This is a genomic window from Streptomyces sp. NPDC004126 (assembly GCF_050275515.1).
Taxonomy (GTDB): Bacteria; Actinomycetota; Actinomycetes; order Streptomycetales; family Streptomycetaceae; genus Streptomyces.
Window position 1 is genome coordinate 26,074 of sequence record NZ_JBNNPF010000045.1, and the last position, 22,125, is coordinate 48,198.

19 protein-coding genes are annotated in these 22,125 nt (G+C 74.4%); 7 read left to right on the forward strand and 12 right to left on the reverse strand.

Going from position 1 to position 22,125, the window contains the following annotated elements; all coding sequences use genetic code 11:
- Positions 1-2,877, reverse strand: a complete 2,877-nt coding sequence (locus tag ACQKM2_RS31555) for a putative bifunctional diguanylate cyclase/phosphodiesterase (RefSeq protein ID WP_427715774.1) — start codon at positions 2,875-2,877, stop codon at positions 1-3.
- A 307-nt stretch (positions 2,878-3,184) separates the two neighbouring features.
- Positions 3,185-4,132, reverse strand: a complete 948-nt coding sequence (locus tag ACQKM2_RS31560; RefSeq protein ID WP_427715777.1) for a 2-hydroxyacid dehydrogenase — start codon at positions 4,130-4,132, stop codon at positions 3,185-3,187.
- An 84-nt stretch (positions 4,133-4,216) separates the two neighbouring features.
- Between ACQKM2_RS31560 and ACQKM2_RS31565 the strand changes: the two genes are divergently transcribed.
- From ACQKM2_RS31565 to ACQKM2_RS31575, 3 genes are all read left to right on the forward strand, one after another.
- Positions 4,217-5,224 carry an aldo/keto reductase gene (locus tag ACQKM2_RS31565; RefSeq protein WP_427715780.1) on the forward strand — a complete coding sequence of 336 codons (1,008 nt, stop codon included), beginning with the start codon at positions 4,217-4,219 and terminating at the stop codon, positions 5,222-5,224.
- Between the two features lie 217 nt (positions 5,225-5,441).
- A complete protein-coding gene (locus ACQKM2_RS31570) occupies positions 5,442-6,650 on the forward strand; it encodes a PQQ-dependent sugar dehydrogenase (protein ID WP_427715849.1) in 1,209 nt (402 codons plus the stop codon).
- Between the two features lie 50 nt (positions 6,651-6,700).
- Positions 6,701-6,892, forward strand: a complete 192-nt coding sequence (locus tag ACQKM2_RS31575) for a DUF6191 domain-containing protein (RefSeq protein WP_427715783.1) — start codon at positions 6,701-6,703, stop codon at positions 6,890-6,892.
- On the opposite strand, the gene ACQKM2_RS31580 is transcribed toward ACQKM2_RS31575, so the two are convergent.
- The 6 genes from ACQKM2_RS31580 to ACQKM2_RS31605 form a co-directional block, all read right to left on the reverse strand.
- Positions 6,889-9,957 carry a helix-turn-helix transcriptional regulator gene (locus ACQKM2_RS31580; protein ID WP_427715851.1) on the reverse strand — a complete coding sequence of 1,023 codons (3,069 nt, stop codon included), beginning with the start codon at positions 9,955-9,957 and terminating at the stop codon, positions 6,889-6,891. The genes ACQKM2_RS31575 and ACQKM2_RS31580 overlap by 4 nt on opposite strands.
- 80 nt (positions 9,958-10,037) lie before the next feature.
- Positions 10,038-10,232, reverse strand: a complete 195-nt coding sequence (locus tag ACQKM2_RS31585; RefSeq protein WP_427715785.1) for a hypothetical protein — start codon at positions 10,230-10,232, stop codon at positions 10,038-10,040.
- A gap of 158 nt (positions 10,233-10,390) precedes the next feature.
- Positions 10,391-10,999, reverse strand: coding sequence for a hypothetical protein (locus ACQKM2_RS31590; RefSeq protein ID WP_427715787.1), 609 nt, complete (start codon positions 10,997-10,999; stop codon positions 10,391-10,393).
- 100 nt (positions 11,000-11,099) lie between these two features.
- Positions 11,100-11,654, reverse strand: coding sequence for a GNAT family N-acetyltransferase (locus ACQKM2_RS31595; RefSeq protein WP_427715789.1), 555 nt, complete (start codon positions 11,652-11,654; stop codon positions 11,100-11,102).
- A gap of 27 nt (positions 11,655-11,681) precedes the next feature.
- Positions 11,682-13,916, reverse strand: a complete 2,235-nt coding sequence (locus tag ACQKM2_RS31600) for an MMPL family transporter (protein WP_427715791.1) — start codon at positions 13,914-13,916, stop codon at positions 11,682-11,684.
- A 208-nt stretch (positions 13,917-14,124) separates the two neighbouring features.
- On the reverse strand, positions 14,125-14,517 hold the full coding sequence (locus ACQKM2_RS31605) for a signal peptidase I (protein WP_125822593.1): 393 nt from the start codon (positions 14,515-14,517) through the stop codon (positions 14,125-14,127).
- Between the two features lie 61 nt (positions 14,518-14,578).
- Between ACQKM2_RS31605 and ACQKM2_RS31610 the strand changes: the two genes are divergently transcribed.
- Both ACQKM2_RS31610 and ACQKM2_RS31615 read left to right on the forward strand, forming a co-directional pair.
- The gene (locus ACQKM2_RS31610) at positions 14,579-15,391 is read left to right on the forward strand and encodes a GNAT family N-acetyltransferase (RefSeq protein WP_427715854.1); all 813 of its coding nucleotides are present in this window, start codon (positions 14,579-14,581) and stop codon (positions 15,389-15,391) included.
- A 17-nt stretch (positions 15,392-15,408) separates the two neighbouring features.
- Positions 15,409-15,918 (forward strand): DinB family protein, encoded by a 510-nt coding sequence (locus tag ACQKM2_RS31615; RefSeq protein ID WP_427715795.1) that lies wholly within the window; start codon positions 15,409-15,411, stop codon positions 15,916-15,918.
- Positions 15,919-16,001: 83 nt separating this feature from the next.
- Here the strand turns inward: ACQKM2_RS31615 and ACQKM2_RS31620 are convergent, their stop codons facing one another.
- Positions 16,002-16,736, reverse strand: coding sequence for a siderophore-interacting protein (locus ACQKM2_RS31620; protein ID WP_427715796.1), 735 nt, complete (start codon positions 16,734-16,736; stop codon positions 16,002-16,004).
- A gap of 72 nt (positions 16,737-16,808) precedes the next feature.
- Here ACQKM2_RS31620 and ACQKM2_RS31625 point away from each other — a divergent pair, with 72 nt between their 5' ends.
- The gene (locus ACQKM2_RS31625; RefSeq protein ID WP_427715799.1) at positions 16,809-18,881 is read left to right on the forward strand and encodes a penicillin acylase family protein; all 2,073 of its coding nucleotides are present in this window, start codon (positions 16,809-16,811) and stop codon (positions 18,879-18,881) included.
- A complete protein-coding gene (locus ACQKM2_RS31630) occupies positions 18,878-19,492 on the forward strand; it encodes a GNAT family N-acetyltransferase (RefSeq protein WP_427715801.1) in 615 nt (204 codons plus the stop codon). Before ACQKM2_RS31625 ends, ACQKM2_RS31630 begins: the two co-directional genes overlap by 4 nt.
- On the opposite strand, the gene ACQKM2_RS31635 is transcribed toward ACQKM2_RS31630, so the two are convergent.
- The 3 genes from ACQKM2_RS31635 to ACQKM2_RS31645 all read right to left on the reverse strand — a co-directional run bounded on the left by ACQKM2_RS31635 (position 19,470) and on the right by ACQKM2_RS31645 (position 22,090).
- Positions 19,470-20,279 carry an alpha/beta fold hydrolase gene (locus ACQKM2_RS31635; protein ID WP_427715804.1) on the reverse strand — a complete coding sequence of 270 codons (810 nt, stop codon included), beginning with the start codon at positions 20,277-20,279 and terminating at the stop codon, positions 19,470-19,472. The genes ACQKM2_RS31630 and ACQKM2_RS31635 overlap by 23 nt on opposite strands.
- A 68-nt stretch (positions 20,280-20,347) precedes the next feature.
- Positions 20,348-21,016, reverse strand: coding sequence for an isochorismatase family protein (locus ACQKM2_RS31640; protein ID WP_427715806.1), 669 nt, complete (start codon positions 21,014-21,016; stop codon positions 20,348-20,350).
- A gap of 81 nt (positions 21,017-21,097) precedes the next feature.
- The gene (locus tag ACQKM2_RS31645; protein WP_427715809.1) at positions 21,098-22,090 is read right to left on the reverse strand and encodes a GlxA family transcriptional regulator; all 993 of its coding nucleotides are present in this window, start codon (positions 22,088-22,090) and stop codon (positions 21,098-21,100) included.
- Positions 22,091-22,125: the final 35 nt, after the last annotated feature.

The following is a 22,125-nucleotide window of genomic DNA, read 5'->3' on the forward strand; positions in this document are numbered from 1 at the left end:
TCAAGCGGGTGGGACGGGCGTCTCATTATTTGAGCCTCTACGGATGACCATCGAGCCACCGGACGAGCCGCCGGCCAAGGCGGGCTGGGCCGTACCGCCCGGTACTGGGAACGTACCCCGCACGAGCGCGCGCCGCAGCCTGTATTCGTCAAGCGGTCCGGAGAACGCCGCTCCCTGGCCGTGGGTGCACCCCATCGCGCGCAGCGCCAGCACCTGCTCGGGGAGGTCCACCCCGTCGGCCACGGACTGCATGCCCAGGTCGTTTGCGATACGCAACAATCCGGCCGTGATCTTGTGCAGCCTGGCCGATTCGACCACCCCTTCGACCAGGCCCCGGTCCAGCTTGAGCAGGTCCACCGGGAGCCTGCGGAGGGCACTGATGGCCGCGTAGCCGCTGCCGAAGCCGTCCAGGGCGATCCGTACCCCGAGCCGGTGCAGGGCCGTCAGACGGCGCTCCAGCTCGTCGAAGGGCACCCTGGGGTCGGAGGCGGCCAGTTCGAGCACGAGGGACCCGGAGGGCAGCCCGTGGCGGGTCAGCAGGGCCTCCACGCTGCTGCCGGGCGAGGAGCGGTCCAGCAGCCGCTGGGCGGTCATCCGGACGGCCACTGGTACGTCGCGCCCGGCGCGGTGCCGCTCGGCGGCCTGCTCGACGGCCTCCTCCAGGAGCCAACGGCCCAGTTCGGCGGTGCGCGAACCGTCCGGCCCGGCCGCCGGACCGCCCTCGCTGTGCTCGGCCACCCGGAGGAACTCGGCCGGGGTGAAGAGGATCCCCTGGGCGGAGCGCCAGCGGGCCTGCGCGGCGACGGCGGTCACCTCGCCGGTGGCCAGGCAGACCACGGGCTGGTGCAGCAGCGCGAACTCGCCCTCGTGCAGCGCGGTGCGCAGCCGCCCGGCCAGCTCGGCCTTGCGGACGACCTCGGCCTGCATCTGGGGCGCGTACAGCTCGACCCGGTCCTTGCCGCCCGCCTTGGCCCGGTACATCGCGAGGTCGGCGTTGCGCATCAGGTCCGAAGGGGTGATGCCGGGGTCGGCGAAGGCGACGCCGATGCTGGCGGCGACCCGGACCTCGCTCCCGGCGATGCGGTACGGCTGGGAGAGGGTGGCGCGCAGCCGGTCGGCGATGTCGTGGACCTGGCACTCGCGGGCACTGCGGTCCCGGCCGCCGTCGCCGAGGATCAGCGCGGCGAACTCGTCGCCGCCGAGGCGGGCGGCGGTGTCGCCGGCCCGGACGGCGTCGTGGAGGCGGCGGGCGGCCTCGACGAGGAGCTCGTCGCCGGCCTGGTGGCCGATGGTGTCGTTGACGGCCTTGAAGCCGTCGAGGTCGATGAAGAGCACGGCGGTGCTGTGGTCGCCGGCCCGGCGGCCGGTGAGGGCCTGGCGGACGCGGCGGGTGAACAGGGCCCGGTTGGGCAGGTCGGTCAGCGGGTCGTGCTCGGCGCTGTGCTGGAGCTGCGCCTGGAGGCGGACCCGCTCGGTGACGTCGCGGCTGTTGAGGATGAGGCCGCCCTGGTGGCGGTTGACGGTGGACTCCACGTTGAGCCACTCGCCGCCGCCCGACTCGAACCGGCACTCGATGCGGGTGGTGGGTTCCTCGGTGGGCGGGGCGGCCAGGAAGCGGCGCACCTCGTGGACCACCCGGCCGAGGTCGTCGGGGTGGATCAGGGCGGCGAGCTCGGTGCCGACCAGCTCCTCCGCCTCGCGGCCGTAGACCCCGGCGGCGGCGGGGCTGACGTAGCGCAGGGTGCCGGTGGGCGCGGCGATCATGATGACGTCGCTGGAGCCTTGGACCAGGGAGCGGAAGTGGTTCTCCTTCTGGGCCAGTTCCTGGGTGAGCGCGATGTTGTCGAGGAGCATGATGCCCTGCCGGATGACGAGGGCGAGGACGACGGTGCAGCCGGTGAAGACCACCATCCGGTCCACCTTCCGGCCGTCCACGACGTTGTAGAGGATGCCGAGGGTGCAGACGGCGGCCGCGAGGTACGGGGTGAGCGCGGGCAGCGAGCCGGTGATGGGGCGGCTGTGCGGGCGCTCCGGGCGCGGCGGGGCGGGGCGGGGCGCGGGCTCCGGCCGGCGGGCGCCCCAGGGGGCGTAGGCGAGCAGCAGCGAGCCCGCGAACCAGCCGGCGTCGAGGATCTCCCCGGAGCTGTAGGTGGTGTTGAGCAGCGGCGAGGTGAACAGGGCGTCGCTCAGGACGGTCAGGGCGAGGGCGGCGATCGCCGTGTTGACCGCCGAGCGGTTGTTCGCCGAGCGCCGGAAGTGCAGCACCAGGACCATGGAGACCAGCGCGATGTCCAGGAGCGGGTAGGCGAGCGAGAGTGCGGCGCGCGGCACGCTGCCGGGGGCGCCCGACTGGGCGGTGCGGGCGGCGTTGGCGAGGGCCAGGCTCCAGGACAGGGTCAGCAGCGAGCCGCCGATGAGCCAGGAGTCGAGGCCGAGGCAGACCCATCCGGCCCGGGTGACCGGGCGTTTGGCCAGGACGAGCAGGCCCACGATGGCGGGGGGCGCGAAGCAGAGGAAGGCGAAGTCGGCGAGCGAGGGCTCGGGGACCTTCTGGCCGAGGACCACCTCGTACCAGCCCCAGACCGCGTTCCCCAGGCCGCCCATGAGCGAGGAGAAGGCGAACATCAGCCAGGCGGGGCGTTCACGCCGGTCGATCGCGCGGGCGTAGTGGTAGCAGGAGACGGCGGCCAGTAATCCGGCGGCGCTGAGTCCGAAGTCGCCCATGATCTTGGCGAGTTCGTCCGACCCCCAGCCGAGGGCGGCTCCGACCGCGTAGCCGCCGCTGACCAGTGCGAGGAGGAGTTGCGCCGCGAGGCCCCGGCCGCCTCCGCCGGTGACCGGCGGCCGGGTCAGCAGCGCCGCCCCCGGGGCGCTCACCGGTGCCCCTCGCCGGCCGGTTCGGGTGCAGTCCAGTCTCGGCAGCGTCGCCTCCGGCGGCCCTGCCGCAGCGGATCCTTCGTCCATTGGCCGTGCATCGCCCGTCGCCCCCCAAAGTGTCCGATCACTCCCCAGCGCCAGACGTACGTGGCGCAGCCCCTTGTTCCGGACGATACACCACTTTCGTCACTCAGCGACATAGCTGCTCTACGCTCCGTCACCAAGAGGGGGGTCCTGGCCACCGGTCGCGCACGCTTCGTCGCCCAGCGTAGCGACGCGTGGCCCGGGAGTGCGGGACGCGCCGGCCTCAGTCCTTGATCAGGACGGTGTTGTGGACCTCCTCCCCCGCGGCGAACCGGGTGAGCTGGCGGGCCAGCAGCCGCTTCGCCCGGGGCTCGAACGCCGAGCTGCTGCCGCCCACGTGAGGGGTGATCAGGAGGTTCGGGGCGTGCCAGAGGGCGTGGCCGGCGGGCAGCGGCTCCGGCTCGGTGACGTCGAGCGCGGCGCGCAGCCGGCCGGACTCCAGTTCCGCCAGCAGGGCCGCGGTGTCGACGACCGGTCCGCGCGAGACGTTCACGAGGAGGGCGCCGTCCTTCATCCGCCCGAGGAAGGCGGCGTCGACGAGTCCCCGGGTGTCCTCGGTCAGCGGGGTGGTCAGGACGACGACGTCCGCGGCCGGGAGGAGTCCGGGGAGGTCGGCGAGGGCGTGGACCGGCCCGTGCGGGGCGGTGCGGGCCGAGCGCGCGACGCGGGTGACCGGCCCGCACTCGAAGGGGACGAGCCGGTCCTCGACGGCCGCGCCGATCGCCCCGTAGCCGACGATCAGGACGGACCGGTCGGCCAGGGCGTCGTAGAAGCCGCCGCGCCACTCCTCGCGGTCCTGGCCGCGCACCATGCCGGGGATGCCGCGCAGGGAGGCGAGGACGAGGGTGAGGGCGAGCTCGGCGGTGCTGGCCTCGTGGACGCCGCGGGCGTTGCACAGCCGTACGCCCGGGCGGAGGTCGCCGAGGCCGGGCAGGACGTGGTCGATGCCGGCGGTGAGGGTCTGCACCACCCGCAGGGCGGGCATCCGGGCGAGCGGGCGCAGGGTCACCTCCTGGGACTTCATGTAGGGGGTGACGTAGAAGACGCAGTCGGCCGGGTCGGCCGGAAAGGTGTCCTCGCCGTCCCACTGGCGGTAGCGGAAGCGGTCGGGGAGGCCGTCGATCTCTCCGGGCGGGAAGGGGAGCCAGACGTCCCCGGTCGTTGCAGTCATGATCCCGAGGCTATGCGAAGGGAATTGGATCAAGCCGTTAGTTTGAGGGCCGGACCGGGAGCGGGCCGGAAGGGGGACGCAGGGGTGGAGCGCAGGTCGATCGGGTCGGGACCGCTGACGGTGGGCGCCATAGGACTCGGCTGCATGCCGATGAGCTGGGCCTACGCGCCTTCGCGGCGGCGGGGCGAGGATTCGCTGCGGACCCTGCACACGGCGCTGGACCTCGGGGTGAACCTGCTGGACACGGCCGATCTGTACGGGCCCTACACCAACGAGCTGGTGCTGGGCCGGGTGCTGCGGGAGCGGCGGGCCGAGGCCTTCGTCTCCGCCAAGGTGGGGCTGCGGGCGGGCGAGGGGCACGTGGTGGCCGACGGGCGGCCGGGGTACGTGCGGCGGGCGTGCGACGCCTCGCTGCGGCGGCTGCGGACCGACGTCATAGACCTGTACCAGCTGCACCGGGTGGATCCGGAGGTGCCGGTGGAGGAGACCTGGGGCGCCATGGCGGAGCTGGTGCAGGCGGGGAAGGTGCGGGCGCTGGGCTTCTGCGCGCTGGGCGCGGGGGCCGGGCCGGGTGCGGGACGGCGCGGGGACCGGGGGTACCGGACGACGCTGCGGCAGCTGGAGCGGGTCCAGCAGGTGTTCCCGGTGACGGCGGTGCAGGCGGAGCTGTCGGTGTGGTCGCCGGAGGCGGCGTGGCAGCTGCTGCCGTGGTGCGCTGCGCGGGGTGTGGGGATGCTGGCGGCGATGCCGCTGGGCAGCGGGTTCCTGACCGGGACGCTGACGCCGGGGCAGGGTTTCGAGGAGGCGGACGTACGGGCGCGGCACCCGCGGTTCACGGCGCACGCGATGGCCTCCAACCAGGTGCTGGTGGCGGGGCTGCGGCGGGTGGCCCGGCGGCACGGGCCGGAGGTCACGGCGGCGCAGGTGGCGCTGGCCTGGGTGCTGGCGCAGGGGCCGCACGTGGTGCCGGTGCCGGGCGCGGAGCGGGCGCACTGGGCGGCGGAGAACGCCCGGGCGGCGGAGGTGCGGCTCACGGGCGCGGAGCTGGCCGAGATAGCGGCGCTGCCGACGGCGGTGGGAGCCTGGGACTAGGTACCCGTTTCCGCTGCCCGCCCCTCGGGTCCACTCGATCGGGTGTACGAGGGGCGGAACTTCGGGACCGGCCGGGTCTGTTGAGTGGGGTGAAGGGCAGGACTGGAGGCACCGGACAGGGGACGGACGACCGGAGGGGAGCGGGACGATGCGGTACGGGCAGTACGGGGATGACGGGCACGACGGGCAGTACGGGCGGTTCCACAGGGGCGGGGCGCTGCGGGGCCGGCCGGGGTACGGGGAAGGCCGCGCGCGGCGCCGGGGCGTGCTGGCGGGGCTCGCGCTGGCCGGGTGCGGCGCCCTGCTGGCGGCGGGCTGTTCCCCGCCGGGCGGCGAGCGGGCCGGGCCGGGCGGTTCCCCGCCGGGATCGCCCGCGGCCGGGGCGGCGTCCCCGGGGGCGTCGGGGCCGGCGGACGCGTCGGGGGCTCCCGCGAAGGGGTCGGTGACGGTGTCGGGCGAGGTCGCCAAGGGCCTGGAGTCCCCCTGGGGCGTGGCACCGCTGCCCGGCGGGGACCTGCTGGTCGCCTCCCGCGACAAGGGCACGGTCAGCCGGGTGCGGACGGACACGGGCGCGGTGACGCAGGTCGGCGAGGTGCCCGGGGTGGCCCCGGGCGGGGAGGGCGGCCTGTTGGGTCTCGCACTGTCCCCGGACTTCGCCTCGGACCGGATGGTCTACGCGTACTTCACGACCGAGTCCGACAACCGCATCGCCCGGATGCGGTACGACGAGCAGAGACCGGCCGGTCAGCAACTGGGCGCGCCCGACACGGTGTTGCGGGGGATCCCGAAGGGACTCATCCACAACGGCGGCCGGATCGCCTTCGGCCCCGACCGGATGCTCTACGCCGGCACGGGCGAGACGGGGAACACGGGGCTGGCCCAGGACAGGAAGTCGCTGGGCGGGAAGATCCTGCGGATGACGCCGGACGGGCGGCCGGCGCAGGGCAATCCGGAGGCCGGGTCGGTCGTCTACTCCTACGGGCACCGCAATGTGCAGGGCCTCGCCTGGGACAAGGACAAACGGCTCTGGGCGTCCGAGTTCGGCCAGCGCACCTGGGACGAGCTGAACCTCGTCGAGCCCGGGGGCAACTACGGCTGGCCGGAGGCGGAGGGGAAGGCCGGGAAGGCGGGGTTCCGTGATCCGGTGGCGGTGTGGAAGACGGACGAGGCCTCGCCGAGCGGGATCGCCTGGGCGGAGGGCTCGATCTGGATGGCCGGGCTGAAGGGCGAGCGGCTGTGGCGGATCCCGCTGAAGGGTGCCGCCGCCGCGGCGGAGCCGGAGGCGTTCCTCCAGGGGAAGTACGGCCGGCTGCGCACGGTGGTGCCCCTCGAAGGGGACCAGTTGCTGCTGGTCACGAGCGAGACGGACGGGCGCGGGTCGCCGGAGCCCGGCGATGACAGGATCCTGAGACTGACGGTGCGGTGACCTGAGCGGCTCCGGAGGGGGCGGAAGGCAGGGCGAGCGCGGTGTTCAACATGATCGAGGAACTCTTCAACCCGGGACGCAAGCACGCGCACGAGGAGAAGAAGCGGCTGGAGCTGTCCCGGACCGACGTCGGTGACGGCGATCCGGGACGGGGTCCCATAGACCTGGACTCCGGCAAGGTGCTCATACGCCCGGCCGACGCCCCCGAGCCGGGCGGGGCCGACGGGGGCGGGGAGCCCTAGCGGCGTCCTCCCGGGGCCGCGGGGGACGCCGCCGGGGCGAGCGGCGCGGTGAAGAGGTGCAGCCGGTGTGCGAGGGCCGCGGCCTCGCCCCGGCTCGCGACGCCGAGCTTGGCCAGGATGTTGGAGACGTGCACGCTGGCCGTCTTCGGGGAGATGAAGAGTTCCTCCGCGATCCGGCGGTTGGTGCTGCCGGCCGCGACGAGCCGCAGGACGTCCCGCTCGCGGCTGGTGAGCCCCAGGGCCTCGATGGGGTCGGTGTCCGGGACCGGTGCGGCCGGGTGGGCCTCCTCGGCGGTCAGCGGGAGCCGGGCGCGCTGGGCGAGCAGGGCCAGGTCCTCCCGGAGCCGCCGGGAGCCGAGCCGGTCGGCGGCGGCGTGGGCGTCGCGGAGCAGGTCGGCGGCGGTCTCGCGGTCCCCTCCCGAGACGAGCAGCGCCTCGGCGAGCCGGTGGCGGGCGCGGGCGAGCAGGTACGGGCGCTGGAGGGGGCGTGCGGCGGCCTCGACCGCGGTCCAGTCGGCGACGGTGTCCCGGGCCTCGGCGCGGAGCAGTTCGGCCCGCAGGTACTCGGCGTGCGCGACCCAGACGGGGACCGGGGTGGCCAGGGTCCGGGCGGCGGTGCGCAGCACTTCCAGGGCGGCGTCGCGTCCGGCGTCGGCCACGGGCAGGCCCCGGGCGTCCGCCTCGGACGAGGCGGAGGCCAGCAGCAGCGGCCAGGCGTAGCGGTGCTGGCCGAGCGGGAAGCCGTGGGCCACGGCGTCGGCGGTCTCGGCGCGGACGTCGGCGATGCGGCCCTCGCCGTCGGCCAGGCCGATGGCCAGCCGGTAGAGCGGGAGCCGGTGCTGGGGCTGGCGGTCGTGGGTGCCGAAGTGGGCGTGGGCGGCGGCGAGCTGCTGGGCGGCCTCGGCGAGTTCGCCGCGGGCCAGGGCGAGGTAGGCCAGGCGGGCGGAGGCGGAGCCGCGCGGGGCGGCGCTCTGGCCGACGCGCAGGGTGCGGCGGGCGGCCTCGGCCGCCTCGTCCCAGCGGCCGAGGCTGTACAGGCTCTCGGCCATGTTCCCGCAGACCCAGGCCTCGGTGTCCAGGAGCCGGGACCTGCTGACGAGTTCGACCCCTTGTTCGGCCAGTTCCACGGCTTCGCGGGACCGGCCCATGGCTTCGAGTTGAGAGGTGATGTTGACGTGAGCGCGACCCGCGACCACGGTGAGCCCGAGTTCGGTGGCGCGGTCCTTGACCGCGTGCAGTTCGGCGAGGCCGGTGGTGCCGTCGCCGGAGTCGGTGAGCAGGCAGCCGTAGGTGATCCGGGCGTTGAGTTCGGTCTCCTCGGCTCCGATCATGCGGGCGTACTCCACGGCCCGTTCGGCGGCGGCGAGGTTGCCGGGGCCCGGGTTGTGGAGCATGCCCCAGCCCGCGGCCCGGACGAGGACGTCGGCGTGCACCTGGGACGGGGGCAGCCCCTTGACCAGTTCCTGGGCCGTGGCGATCTCGTGCCAGCCGTCGCCCCGGCCGAGGTTGGCGACGAGGCGGGAGCGCTCGGTCCAGAACCAGGCGGCGCGCAGCGGGTCCTCGCCGTCCTCGTCGAGGGTGCGCAGGGCCAGTTTGGTGAGTTTCAGGGCGCGTTCGCGTTCGCCGCCGAAGCGGGCGGCGACGGTGGCCTCGGCGAGCAGGTCGAGGCGCTGGAGCGGGGTGGTGGCGGGGTCGCAGCCGCAGGGCGGGTAGACCTCGGTGTAGTCGGCGGGGCGCAGGCCGGCGCGGACCTCGCCGGGGGTGCTGTCCCACAGGTCCATGGCCCGTTCCAGCAGGCTGAGCTGCTCGGAGTAGGCGTGCCGGCGGCGGGCGGTGACGGAGGCGGCGAGGACCGCGGGCAGGGCCTTGGCGGGGTCGTTGGCCGCGTACCAGTAGTTGGCCAGCCGGATGAGCCGCTCTTCGGCGCGAACCAGGGACGCGTCGTCCTCCACGGCCTCGGCGTAGCGGCGGTTGACGCGGGCGCGCTCGCCGGGCAGCAGGTCGTCGCTGACGGCCTCGCGGACCAGCGAGTGGCGGAAGCGGTAGCCGTCGCCGTCGCTGGTGGCGAGGAGGATGTTGGCGCCGACCGCGGCGCGCAGGGCTTCGATGAGTTCGTCCTCGCCGAGCCGGACGACGGCGCGCAGCAGGGCGTACTCGACGGTGGAGCCGCCTTCGGCGACGATGCGCACCACGCGCTGGGCGGCGTCGGGCAGTACCTCGACGCGGACGAGCAGGAGGTCGCGCAGGGATTCGGTGAGGCCGGTGCGGCAGCCGCTCTCCTGGGAGGCGACGAGTTCCTCGACGAAGAAGGCGTTGCCGTCGGAGCGGTCGAAGACGGAGTCGACGAAGCTCTCCTCGGGCTGCGAGGCGAGGATCCCGGCGAGCTGGCGGCGCACCTCGGCCCGGTTGAAGCGGGGCAGTTCGATGCGGTGGACGGTGCGGAGCCGGTCGAGTTCGGCGAGCAGCGGGCGCAGCGGGTGGCGGCGGTGGACGTCGTCGGCGCGGTAGGTCGCGACGAGGACGAGCCGGCCGCGGGCGAGGGTGCGGAAGAGGTAGGCGAGCAGGTGCCGGGTGGAGGTGTCCGCCCAGTGGAGGTCTTCCAGGACGAGCACGACGGTGCGGTCGGCGGCGAGGCGTTCCAGCATCCTGGCGGTGAGTTCGAAGAGCCGGGCGGTGCTCTCCTCGTCGTGGGGGCCGCGGGGGGTCTCGCCGAGTTCGGGGAGGATGCGGGCGAGTTCGTCCTCCTGGCCGGCGGCGGCTTCGGCCAGTTCGCCGGGGAGCAGGCGGAGCAGGGTGCGCAGGGCAGTGGAGAAGGGGGCGAAGGGAAGTCCCTCCGCCCCGATCTCCACACAGCCTCCGACCGCCACCACGGCGCCGCGGCGGGCGGCCTCCGTGAGGAACTCCTCGGTCAGGCGGGTCTTGCCGACTCCGGCTTCTCCGCCGATGAGCAGGGCCTGCGGCTCCTGGGCGGCGGCGCGCCCCAGGGCGTCGACGAGGGCGGCCAGTTCGTCGGCTCGGCCGACGAACACCGGGCTGACAGATCTGGTCTCCACGCCGCCGAGCATCGCACACAGGTCCGGTCCGGCGGCAGTCGTTATCGCTGCGCTTGTCATCTCGCCTCGGCTCCCGTGGTCCGCGACGCGGGTTACGCGGCGCGGGTGAAGAGGCCGCGGTGGCGACTCACCGTCCTTTCGGATTCCTGGCTCCGAGAGGTGCGGGCGGCCTTCTTGGCCTCCCTGACGGCCCGGTACCGGTCGGCCTCGCGGATGAGGTCGGCGCGGCGGGCGGTGGCGATCTCGTACTCGAACATCTCGTTCTCCCTGGTTGCTTTCTCGGGCACCTCGTTCGGTGTGATCCAAGATTCGCGTCCCAGAGGGGTGCGGCACATGGGGCTCATGCCGCATCTCCGCGGTGCCGGGGGCCTTAGGCCGGGGTCCGGGGGGCCTGAGTCGGCCTGGGGCGGCCTAAGGCGGGGCGGGAGATCGCGTAAGGCGGTGCCTACTGGGCGGCCGTGGGGAGCGGGAAGAGCAGGTCGAAGTACATGAGGCCGAAGAGCAGGACCCCGAGGAGGCCGAGGGCCACGGCGGCCCAGGAGACGGAGCGGACCCAGGCGGGGTGGACCCGGCCGGGGGTGCCGAAGGCGGGCCCGGCGAGGACGAGGGTGGCGAGGAGGAGGGCGAGGGTGGACAGGACACCGTTGACGAGGGCGGTGGTGTGCCAGGCGTCGCCGTACAGGGCGGCGATCTTCTCCTTGGCGGTGGTCGCGCTGACCGACTCGATCTGGCCTATGAGCGTCTGGCGTTCGGCAGCGACGCGCGAGACCCAGCTGCCGCTGAGGGCGACGAGGCCCAGGCCCGCGGCGACGACGGCGGATGCGGCGGCTCCGACGCCGGTGCTCCGCTCGGGGAGGTCCTCGGCGTCGTCGTCCGTCTCGTCGGCGTCGTCGGCCTCTTCGGCGCCGGCGGTGTCCTCGGCGGTGCGGGCCTGCTCGGCGTCGAGGTCCGCGGCGGGTTCGGCGGCTGCCGTCCCGGGGGTGGCCGCCTTGTCCTCGGGGGCGTCCGCGTCCGCGTCGGGGGCGGTCGGGACGGGGGTCTTCGTGGTGTCCATGCCGGGCACCGTAGGCGGCGTTTCTGAGAGGTTCCTGAGAGGTGGGGGCGGGCTCCGGCGCCGGTGGGCCGCGGGCCCCGGGCGGGGCCCGCGGCGGTGGCTACGCCTGGCGGGCGGCGGCCCGTTCGTGGGCGAGGACGGCCCAGACCTCGGTGTCCTGGCGGACGCCGCGGTGGAGGTGGTTCTGCCGCATGACGCCGTCCCGGGTCAGTCCGAGGCGCTGGGCGGCGGCGATGCTCTTCTCGTTGCCGGCGGCCACGTGCCATTCCACGCGGTGCATGCCGCGTACGTCGAAGGCCCAGTCGATCAGGATCCGGCAGGCCTTGGTGACCAGGCCCCGGCCGGCCCCGGCGGGCTCCAGCCAGCAGCCGACCTCGCAGTTGCCCGCGTCGGCGTCGAAGGTCCGGAAGAGGACCCCGCCGACGAGGGTGCCCTCGACGCGGATGCCGTAGAGCCGGGCGCCGTCCCTGGCGGCCTCCTCCGCCTTGGAGCCGAGCAGGTGCCGCGCCGACGCGAGGTCGGTGACGCGGTCCGGGAGGCCGATGAACCGGCCGATGAACTCGCGGCCCCGGTCCATGTGCGCCAGGAACTCCTCGGCGTGCCACACCTCCAGCGGGAACAGCTGGGCGTCGTCGGCCAGGTCTATCGCGAACATCTGTGCTTCCTTACGGCTCGTGACCGGTCAGCGGGGCGTGCGGGCCGGCTCGGCGTGGTCCGCCTCCGGCCGCTGCGACGGAAGTGTCGCACGGGGTGCGACCCGCTCCGGCGGCTCGATGCTGATGCGGGGCAGCCGGCGGTCGAGCCAGGCGGGGATCCACCAGTTGGCGCCACCGAGCATGTGCATGAGGGCGGGGACGAGCAGGGTGCGCAGGACGAAGGCGTCGAGCGCGACGGCGGCGGCGAGCGCGATGCCGAACATCGCGATGAGCCGGTCGCCGCTGAGGACGAAGGCCAGGAAGACGGAGATCATGATGACGGCCGCCGAGTTGATCACCCGGCTGGTCTCGGCGAGGCCCACGCGGACGGCCCGCCGGTTGTCGCCGGTCTCCAGCCACTCCTCGTACATCCGGCTGACCAGGAAGACCTGGTAGTCCATGGAGAGCCCGAAGAGCACCGACACCATGATCACCGGCAGGAAGGGCTCGATCGGCCCGGCGCTGCCCAGGCCCAGCGGCTCGCTCCCCCAGCCCCACTGGAAGACCGCGACGACGACGCCGAAGGAGGAGGCGACGGCGGCGACGTTCATGGCGGCGGCCTTGAGCGGTATGCCGATGGACCGGAAGGCGAGCAGCAGCAGGACGCAGCCGAGCGCGATGACCACCCCGACGAAGAGCGGCAGCTTGCCGACGATCACCTCGGCGAAGTCGTCGTAGCCGGCCGTCACCCCGCCGACGTGGGCGTCCATGGTGCTGCCGTGGGCGGCGCGGGGGATGACGTCCCGGCGCAGGGTGTCGACCAGTTCGCTCGTGGCCCTGGACTGGGGGGCGGAGTCGGGGACGACGGTGAGGACGGCGGTGTCCCCGCTGCGGTTGAAGGCGGCCGGGCCGGCGGAGGCGACGCCCTCGGTGCCGTGCAGGGCTTCCGTCAGCCGTTCGAAGGCGACGCGGTCGCCCGCGCCGTCGAGCCGGGCGACGACGCTGAGCGGGCCGTTCATACCGGGCCCGAAGCTGTCGGCCAGCAGGTCGTAGGCCTTGCGGGTGGTGGAGGCGGCCGGGTTGTTGCCCTGGTCGGAGGTGCCGAGGTGGAGCGAGAGGGTCGGCAGTGCGAGCACGGCCATCACCAGGGCCGCGACCAGTCCGAGCAGTTTGGGGTGGCGCTCGACGAAGGCCGACCAGCGGGCGGCGAAGCCGGTGGGCGGCTGGGGCCGGGGGCCCTCGGCGGCGAGCCTGCGCCGTTCGCGGCGCGAGAGGGCCCGCATGCCGATGTACGAGAGGAGGGCGGGCAGCAGGGTGACGGAGGCCGCCACGGTGAGCACCACGGTGAGGGAGGCGGCTATCGCGACGCCGTCGAGGAAGTTCAGCCGCAGCACCAGCATGCCGAGCAGGGCTATGCAGACGGTGGCACCGGCGAACACGACGGCCCGGCCGGTGGTGGCGACGGCGTTCGCGGCGGCTTCCTCGACGGTGAGGCCGCGCGCCAGTCCCTTGCGGTGCCGGGTGACGATGAACAGGGCGTAGTCGATGCCGACGCCGAGGCCGACGAGGGTGCCCAGCATCGGGGCGAAGTCGGCGACGGGCATGGCGTGCCCGAGGAGGGTGATGCCGAAGTAGGCGCTGCCGACGCTGACGAGGGCGGTCGCGATGGGCAGCAGGCTCGCGGCGAGGGAGCCGAAGGCGAGGAAGAGGACCACGGCGGCGATGCCGACGCCGATGACCTCGGCGAGGTGGGCGCTGGGCGCCTCGGTGAGGCCGATGGCGCGGCCGCCGAGTTCGACCTGGAGGCCGTCGGCCTGGGTGGCGGGGTTCTTCGCGGTGTCGACGACGGCCTTGGCCCGGGCCTTGGGTACGGAGTCGGCCGGCCGGTCGAAGGTGACCACCGCGTAGGCGGTGCGGCCGTCGGGGCTGATCTGCGCGGCGCCTGCGGGGCCCGGTTCGTAGGGGCCGGCGACGGATGCGACCCCGGGCAGGGCGGCGACGGCGTCCAGGGCGCGGGTCATGCGCTGTTGTATCTCGGGGGTGCGTACCGTCCGGTGGTCCGGGGCCCGCCACACGATGGTGTCGGTGTCGCCGCCCTGGCCCGGGAAGCCCTCGCGCAGCAGGGTGTGGGCCTTGGCGGACTCCGTGCCGGGGACCTCGTAGTCGTTGGAGAACGCATTGCCGGCCGCTCCGGCCGCCGCGGCGGCCCCGCCGAGGGCGAGCAGCCAGATCAGGACGGTCACCAGCCGGTGCCGCAGGCACCACCGTGCGATTGCTGCCAACGGACGTGCTCCCTGGTGGTTCGGATCTTCACCGGGAGGTAGCCCGACGCAAAGAACTCATGAACTCGTGAACTCGTGAAGGTTCGGCCGCGAGGTCCACCGCGGCCAGGGTGGTCTACACCTCGATTGACACGATTCCAGCCTTTCGTGATCGTTGGCTGGTTTCGTGTGCATCGTCACAGGCATGTGGCGGGATGGGGGACCTTGGTCACTGGTGCTCGGGGGCGGAAGGCTCGTCGGCCCGGTAGCCGGGGAGCGAGGGCCAGCGCACGGTGAGGACCACCGAGTCCTCCTCCGCGTACCAGGAGTGGTCGACCCCGCGCCCCCAGACCACGTAGTCCCCCTGCTCGGCGAGGACCACGGTGCGGCCGGGGAACTCCAACCGGAACCGGCCGCTGACGAGCACCTGGAGGGCGGTGCGGCGCTCGCCGGTCACCCACCGGTCGCGCTCCTCGCCCTTGGGGTGGACCCCCCACTTGATCTCGACGTCCTCGCTGTGGCGGGGATCGCCGGGGCTCTTGAAGTGGCCGAGCAGCCAGCCCCGGTCGGCGGCGGCGTCGGGAGTGGCCTTGCCCGTGTAGATGGCGGAGTCGTCAGTCACGGTGTGAGGCTAATGCAGTTGTACGCACGACCCCTCAGCTGGTCAGCTGGCCGGCATGACGATGGATCACGATGCACTGCTGAAGGTGCGCGACCGCTACGACGCCGAGATGCGGCGCGACGCGCAGCCCGACGCCGCGCACGCGCGGGTGGAGCGGGCGGGCCGGGTCGTACGCCAGACCGTGCCGGGGCTCGGCTGGAACGGCGTGCTCTGGTCGGACCTCGACGAGGACACGGCGGACGCGGAGATCGCGGCGCAGGTCGCGCACTTCGGGGCGCGCGGGGAGGAGGACGGCGGGCCGGAGTTCGAGTGGAAGCTGTACTCCCACGACCGCCCGGCGGACCTCGGGGACCGGCTGCGCGCGGCGGGCTTCGTGCCGGAGGCACCGGAGACGCTGGTGGTGGCGCGCACGGCCGACCTCGCCGCCCTGCCGGTGGAGCCGCCGGAGGGGATCACCCTGCGAGTGGTGACGGACGAGGCGGGGGTGGACCTGATGATGGAGGTGCACCACCGCGCCTTCGGCACCGAGCGCCCCCGGATCCGGGAGCAGATGCTGACGCTGCTGCGGGACGAGCCGGACACCATCGAGGCCGTGCTGGCGATGGCCGGGGACGTCCCGGTCAGCGCGGCCCGGATGGAGATGCGGCCGGGCAGCGCCTTCGCCGGCCTGTGGGGCGGCGGCACCGCACCGGAGTGGCGCGGCCGCGGGATCTACCGCCTGCTGGTGGCCCACCGCGCCCGGGTCGCGGCGGCCCGGAACATCCCGTACCTCCAGGTCGACGCCTCGGACGACAGCCGCCCGATCCTGGAGCGCCTGGGCTTCGGCGTGCTCGGCGTGACGACCCCTTACATCTGGCAGGGCACCCACTCCTGATCCGGGAGGATCTCGGCATGCAGAACACAGAACGCGTCGCGCCGCCGCTGACCGGCGGGGAGCGCGAGACGCTCCGGGCCTATCTCGACTTCCAACGGGCCACCCTCGCCTGGAAGTGCGAGGGCCTCGGCGACGAGGAGTTGCGACGGCAGGCGTCGCCGCCGTCCACCCTGTCCCTGCTGGGGCTGGTGCGGCACATGGCCGAGGTGGAGCGGCAGTGGTTCCGGCGCACGCTGGGCGGCGCCGACGTGCCGCACCTGTGGTCCGACGACCACGACTTCCAGGCCGCGTACGACGCCACGACCGCGACCCGCGCCGAGGCGTTCGCCGCGTGGGAGGCGGAGGTGGAGCACTCCCGCGCGGTCGAGGCCGCCGCCGAGTCCCTGGAGGTGACGGTGCACGTCGCCAGGTGGGAGCAGGAGGCCTCGCTGCGCCTGGTGATGCTCCACATGATCAACGAGTACGCCCGCCACAACGGCCACGCGGACTTCCTCCGCGAGGCCGTCGACGGCACGGTCGGCGCGTAGGCCCTGCCCGGGCGGTCTCCGCGGGCCCACGCCGCCCCGACAGGGCCGGCCGGGCGGCACACCGGACGGGGCGCGGGAGGGTCCTAGGCCGCGCGCCAGTAGCCCAGGCTGTTGACGCGCTGCTTCGGCAGGCCCAGTTCCTTCTTGAGGTATCCCGCCAGGTCCCGGGTGGTGGCCGTGTCGCAGGCCAGCCAGACGTACGCGTCGGCCGGGTCCGGGCCCAGCAGCTCCGGCAGTTCGGCCCGCACCCGCCGGGCCAGCGCCGACCCGTCGCGCGCCACCCGCCGGACGTCGTGCCGGTCCGGGTCGGCGCGTACGGGCAGGTCGGCGTCGGAGTCGTGCTGGGTCTCGAACCAGATGACGGCCGGGGTGCGCGGGTAGGCGTCCAGCAGGGAGTTGACGGCCGGCAGCGAGGCCGGGTCGCCGATCACCAGCAGCCGCTCCGGCTCCGGGTCCGGCGCCGTGAAGCCGGTGCCCTGGACGGTGGCCTCCAGGGTGTCCCCCGGCGCGGCCGTGCGCGCCCACCGGCTGGCCAGCCCGTCGTGGAGGGCGAACTCGAAGGCGAAGGTCCCGGCCGCCGGGTCGGGGTCGACCAGCGTGTAGGCCCGCTGGTGCGGGCGGCTGCCGCCCTGGAACCAGACCCGGACCCACATGGTCGGGTGCAGGGAGGGGCCCGCGGCGGCCAGCAGCCCGCCGTCGCTGAAGCGGATCCGGCGGAAGTGTTCGGTGACCTCCTCCACCCCGGTCACCGTGAACGTGAAGTCCTTGCCGCGCAGCAGCTTGAGGACCACGCCCTCCCAGCCCTTGCCGACCGCCATGTCCGACCCTCCCCCTGACACCCTTATAGTAAGGCCAGCCTAACCTAAGACGCCCGGGGAGACGTGAGCAGCGTGACTACAGAGCCCTATGAGGTCTACCGCGACAGCTGGGGCATCCCGCACCTGCGCGCGTCCGACCCGACCCGCCTCTCCTACGCCCAGGGCCGGACCACCGCCCTCGACCGGGCGTGGCAGCTCGAAGTGGAACGGCACCGCGCCCAGGGCTCCAGCGCCGCCTTCCTCGGCGCCGACTGCGTCCCCTGGGACCGCTTCGCCCGCCAGGCCCGCCTCGACGACACCGCCCGCCGCTGCCACGAGGCCCTCGACCCCGAGACCGCCGCCTGGCTGCGCGCCTACGTCGACGGCGTCAACTCCGGTCTCGCCGAAGGCGCGGCCCGCGACGAGCGCTTCGCCCGCACCGGCCACACCCCCGCCCCCTGGGAGCCCTGGGTCCCGCTGTCGATCTGGATCGCCACCCACATCCTCTTCGCCGGGTTCGCCACCAAGCTCTGGCGCGAGCGCGCCGCCCGCGTCCTCGGCGACGGCGCCGCCACCCTCTTCGCCACCGACGGCCCCGGCACCGCCGGCAGCAACGGCTGGCTGGTCCCGGGCGACCGGACCGCCACCGGCGCGGCGATCATCGCGGGCGACCCGCACCGGTTCATCGAAGACCCGGGCGTCTACCAGCAGATACGCCTCTCCTGCCCCGAGTACGACGTCCTCGGCCTGGCCGTCCCCGGCGTCCCCGGCCTCGCGCACTTCGGCCACACCGGCAGCGCCGCCTGGGCCATCACCAACGCCATGGCCGACTACCAGGACCTCTACGCCGAGCGGCTGCGCCCGGCCGGCGACGGCCTGGAGGCGCTCGGCCCCGACGGCTCCTGGGAGCCCGTCGCCCGGCACACCGAGACCATCGCCGTGGCCGGCGCCGCCGACGTCGAGGTGGAGGTCCTGGAGACCCCGCGCGGCCCGCTCGTCGTCCACGGCGACGCCGACGGCCTCGTCCCCGACGGCGCCGACGCCCTCGCCCTGCGGTACCCGCCGCGCGTCCGCCGCGACCTGGGCTTCGCCGCACTGCCCGCCCTGCTCCGCGCCCGCACCGTCGCCGACGTCGACCGCGCCCTCGACGGCTGGGCCGAACCGGTCAACGTCGTCCACGCCGCCGACTCCGAGGGCGGCCTGCTGCACCGCGTCGCCGGAGCCGTCCCGCTGCGCGACGCCGCGAACCGGCTCCGTCCGGTGCCCGCCTGGGACGCCCGGCACGCCTGGCAGGGCTGGGCGGCCACCCCCGCCGAGCCGGTCCAGGGCTTCGCGGTCATGGCCAACGCGCGCGGGATCGCGTCCCCGCTCGGCGTGGAGTTCGCGCCCCCGCACCGCGCCGACCGGATCCGCGAGCTGCTCAGCGGCTCGGCGGACTGGTCCCCGAAGGCCATGGCCGACGTGCACGCCGACACCTACCTGGCCTCCGCCGGACCGCTGCTCGCCCTGCTGCCCGCCCCCGAGGGCCTCTCCCCCGCCGCCGCCCGGCTCCGGGAGCGGCTCCTCGCCTGGGACCGGCACATGGCGGCCGACAGCACCGACGCCGCCGCCTTCGCCGCCTTCCGGAGCGCGACCGTACGCCGCCTGGCCGCCGACCCCGTCTTCGCCGGCCTGGCCCCGGCCCCCGCCGGCCCGGAGGTCTTCCACCCCTGGCTGTACCTCCTGCCCCGCGTCGGCTACGCCCTGGAGGGCCTGCTGACCACCCCCCTCCTCCCGGGCCTCGACCGCGCCGCGCACGTGCGCGCCGCCCTGGAGGAGACGGCCGGGGCCGGCGCCCACGACACCCCCTGGTCCCGCCTCCACCTCCTCGCGCCCTGGTCGGCGCTGCCGGACCCGGACGCCGAGTGGCCGGGCCTGGGCGGCGACCACGACTGCGTCAACGCCACCTCCTCCGTGCCCGGGTTCACCGACCGCGCCGCCCGCGCCTCCGCGGCCCGCTACGTCTGGGACCTGGCCCGCCGCGAGGACAGCCTCTGGGCGGTCCCGCTGGGCGCGGACGGCGTCAACGGCTCCCCCCACCACCGCGACCAGCTGCCCCTCTGGGCGCGCTGCGAACTCGTCCCCGTCGTCACCGACTGGGCCCGCCTCACCAAGGAATCCGCATGAGAACCGGCTCCGCCGCCGCCCCCGCGTCCACCCGTACGCCCGTCCACACGCAGCACGTCGAGGGCTTCGGGACGGTCACCATCACCCCCGTCGACCCCGCCGCCGACTCCGCACTGCTCCACTCCTGGGTCACCGAGGAGCGGGCGCGCTTCTGGGGCATGGCCGAGGCCAGCCGCGAACTGGTCCAGGAGATCTACGAGGACGTCGACCGCCGCACCACGCACCACGCGTTCATGGTCCGCCGCGACGGCGAGCCCGTCGCGCTCTTCCAGACGTACGAGTGCGCCGAGGACCGGGTCAGCGAGTGCTACGAGGTCCAGCCCGGGGACGTCGGCGTGCACCTGCTGATCGGCCCCAGCCAGGGCGGGGTCCAGCACGGCTTCACCGGCGCCCTGATGACGGTCTTCATCGCCTACGTGTTCTCCGACCCGGCCGCCCGCCGCGTCGTCGGCGAGCCGGACGCCCGCAACGCCAAGGCCATCGCCCTGCTGGAGCGGACCGGCTTCGAGCTCGGCCCCGAGGTCGAACTGCCGGAGATCGACCTGCCCGAGGTCTACCTCCCGGCGAAGCCGGCCCGCCTCGCCTTCCTCAGCGCGCCGGACGCCCGCTGAGGAACTCCGTGACCAGGGCGGCCCATTCCGCCGGGCGCTCGGCGAACGGGAGGTGCCCGGTGGGCAGTTCCGCGCGCCGGGCGCCCGGCAGGGCGTCCGCCAGCTCCCGCTGGGCCGCCCTCGGCACGAGCCGGTCCCGGGTCGTCTCGACGACCAGGACCGGTACGCCGATCCCCGCGAGTTCCGCGCGCAGGTCCGCACCCTTGATCAGGGCGGCCTGGTCCCCGCTCCCGGGCGGCACCGTGGACGCGGTCCCCCGCACCGCGTCCTCCAGCTGCCCGGGGCTCAGCGCCTCCAGCTGCTCCTCACTGAGCACGAGCGGTACGAGGAGCCGCGCGAGCAGCTCGTTCTCCCCGCGCCGGCCGAGCTCCGACCACAACTCCCCCACCAGCCCGAAGCCGTGCCCGGCCCGCGCGAAGCTCGCGGTGAGCACGAGCGCGGTGACCCGCTCCGGGTACCGGGTGGCGACCCGGACGGCCACGTTCCCGCCGAGCGAGTAGCCGAGCACCGCGAACCGCTCCAGCCCTTCGGCGTCGGCGGCGGCCACCAGCTGGTCGGCCAGCTCGTCGAGGCTCAGCGGCTCCCCGGACTTCGGGGTGGCCCCGGCCCCGGGGTAGTCGACGCCGACGACGCTGTGCCGGGCGGCGAGCGCGTCCAGCAGCGGCCCGAAGTTGGCCTCCACAGACCCGCCCGCCCCGTGGGCCAGCAGCAGGCCGGGCCCGCCGCTCTCCGTGCGGACGGTGCGGGCGTAGTGGGCCCGGTGGGCCGTGGACGTGGTCGCGGACATGTCGATCCCCCAACTCTTTCCGTAGCGGTCGCTACAGAAAGAAACCTACCCGATTTAACTAGCGAGCGCTACAGAAGTTCGCCCGCCCCGGACACCACCACGCCGAAGAGGTCCGCGATCGTGGTGAGGGCGGCCGCCTGAAGGGTCCCGGCGGGCAGGACCGTCCCGTCCGGGGCGGCCAGGGCGCGGGTGGCGGTGGCCTCGGCGACCACGGTGGGCCGGTAGCCGCGGTAGAAGGCGCCCTCCGCGGTGAAGGTGACGCACATGTGCGTCATGAACCCGGCCAGCACCAGGTCCTTCCCGCTGCCCGCGCCGAAGCCCAGGCCGGTGAGGACCTTCTCCAGCTCGGTGCCGTGGAAGGCGTTCGGAGCCTGCTTGACCACCACCGGCTCGCCCTCGGCCGGGGCGACCTCGTCGCTGATGGCGCCGATCCGGGCGCGGATGTCGTAAGGGGTGCCCTCGCCGCCGTCGTTGACGACGTGCACCACCGGCGCACCGGCCGCCCGGGCGCGCTCCAGCAGCCGGGCGCCCGCGGCGAGCGCCTCCTCCGCGCCGTCCAGGGTCATCACGCCATCCCGGTAGGTGTTCTGGAAGTCGATCATCACCAGGACGGAGTCCGCCAGCCGGGCCGGGCGCCCGTCCAGCCCGCTCACCTCGCGCAGGGTCGCGGAAGAGACGCTCGCGCTCGCGTTCGCATTCGTGCTCGCGTTCGTGGTCGTGGTCGTGTTCGTGCTCATGGAAAACCTTCCTGAAGGGATGAATTGCACGGAAGAGGGCATGGCGGAGCCGCCCCTCCTCCTCCAACGGGTCGGGTGCGCTCAGCCGGCCTGCGTACGGAACCGGCGGCGGTAGGCCGCCGGGGTCGTGGCGAGCTGCCGGCGGAAGGCCCGGTGCAGGGTCTCCGCCGAGCCGAGACCGGCCGCGGCCGCGACCTGGTCGAGCGGGCTGTCGGTGGTCTCCAGCACGCGCCGGGCCACCTCGATGCGGGCCGCTTCGACGTAGGCGGCGGGACTGGTGCCGGTCTCCTGGGTGAAGACGCGGGCGAAGTGCCGCTCGCTCAGGCACATCCGGGCCGCGAGGGCCGGTGCGGACAGGTCCGCGTCGAGGTGGTCGGCGATGTACAGCCGCAGGTCGTCGATGTCGCGCCGGCCGGCGGCCGGGCGGCTGAGCGGCACCGAGAACTGGCTCTGGCCGCCCTGCCGCTTGAGGTACATCACCAGCTGCCGGGCCACCGCCAGCGCGGTCTGCTCGCCCAGGTCCTCCGCGACGAGGGCCAGCGCCAGGTCCAGACAGGCGCTGATCCCGGCCCCGGTCCACAGCCGGCCGCGGTCGGTCCGTACGAAGATCGGATCGGGGTCGACCGCGACCTCCGGATGCTCGGCCGCCAGCTGGGCGGCGGTCGACCAGTGGGTGGTCGCCGTCCGCCCGTCCAGCAGCCCGGCCGCCGCCAGCAGGTGCGCCCCCACGCACACCGACGCCACCCGCCGGGCGTGCGGGGCGGTCTCCCGCACCCACGCCACGACGGCGTCGTCGATCCGGGCGACCGGTCCGGCCTCGGTCATGTCGACCGCGCCGGGCACCAGCAGGGTGTCCACCCGCCCGCCGACCTCGCCGAAGGCGGTGTCGGCGAGCAGCCGCACCCCGGCCGAGGTCCGCACCGGTCCGGCCGCGGGCCCCGCGAGGGTGACCTCGTAACCGGCCCGCCCGCCGGTCTCCCGGTTGGCCAGGGCGAAGACCTCGGCCGGGCCGGTGACGTCGAGGAGGTCGACATCGGGGAAGACCGCGATGACGACCCGGTGCTCAGTGGGCATGACCCCATCCTCACGCGGCCCCGGCATGGCGGCAA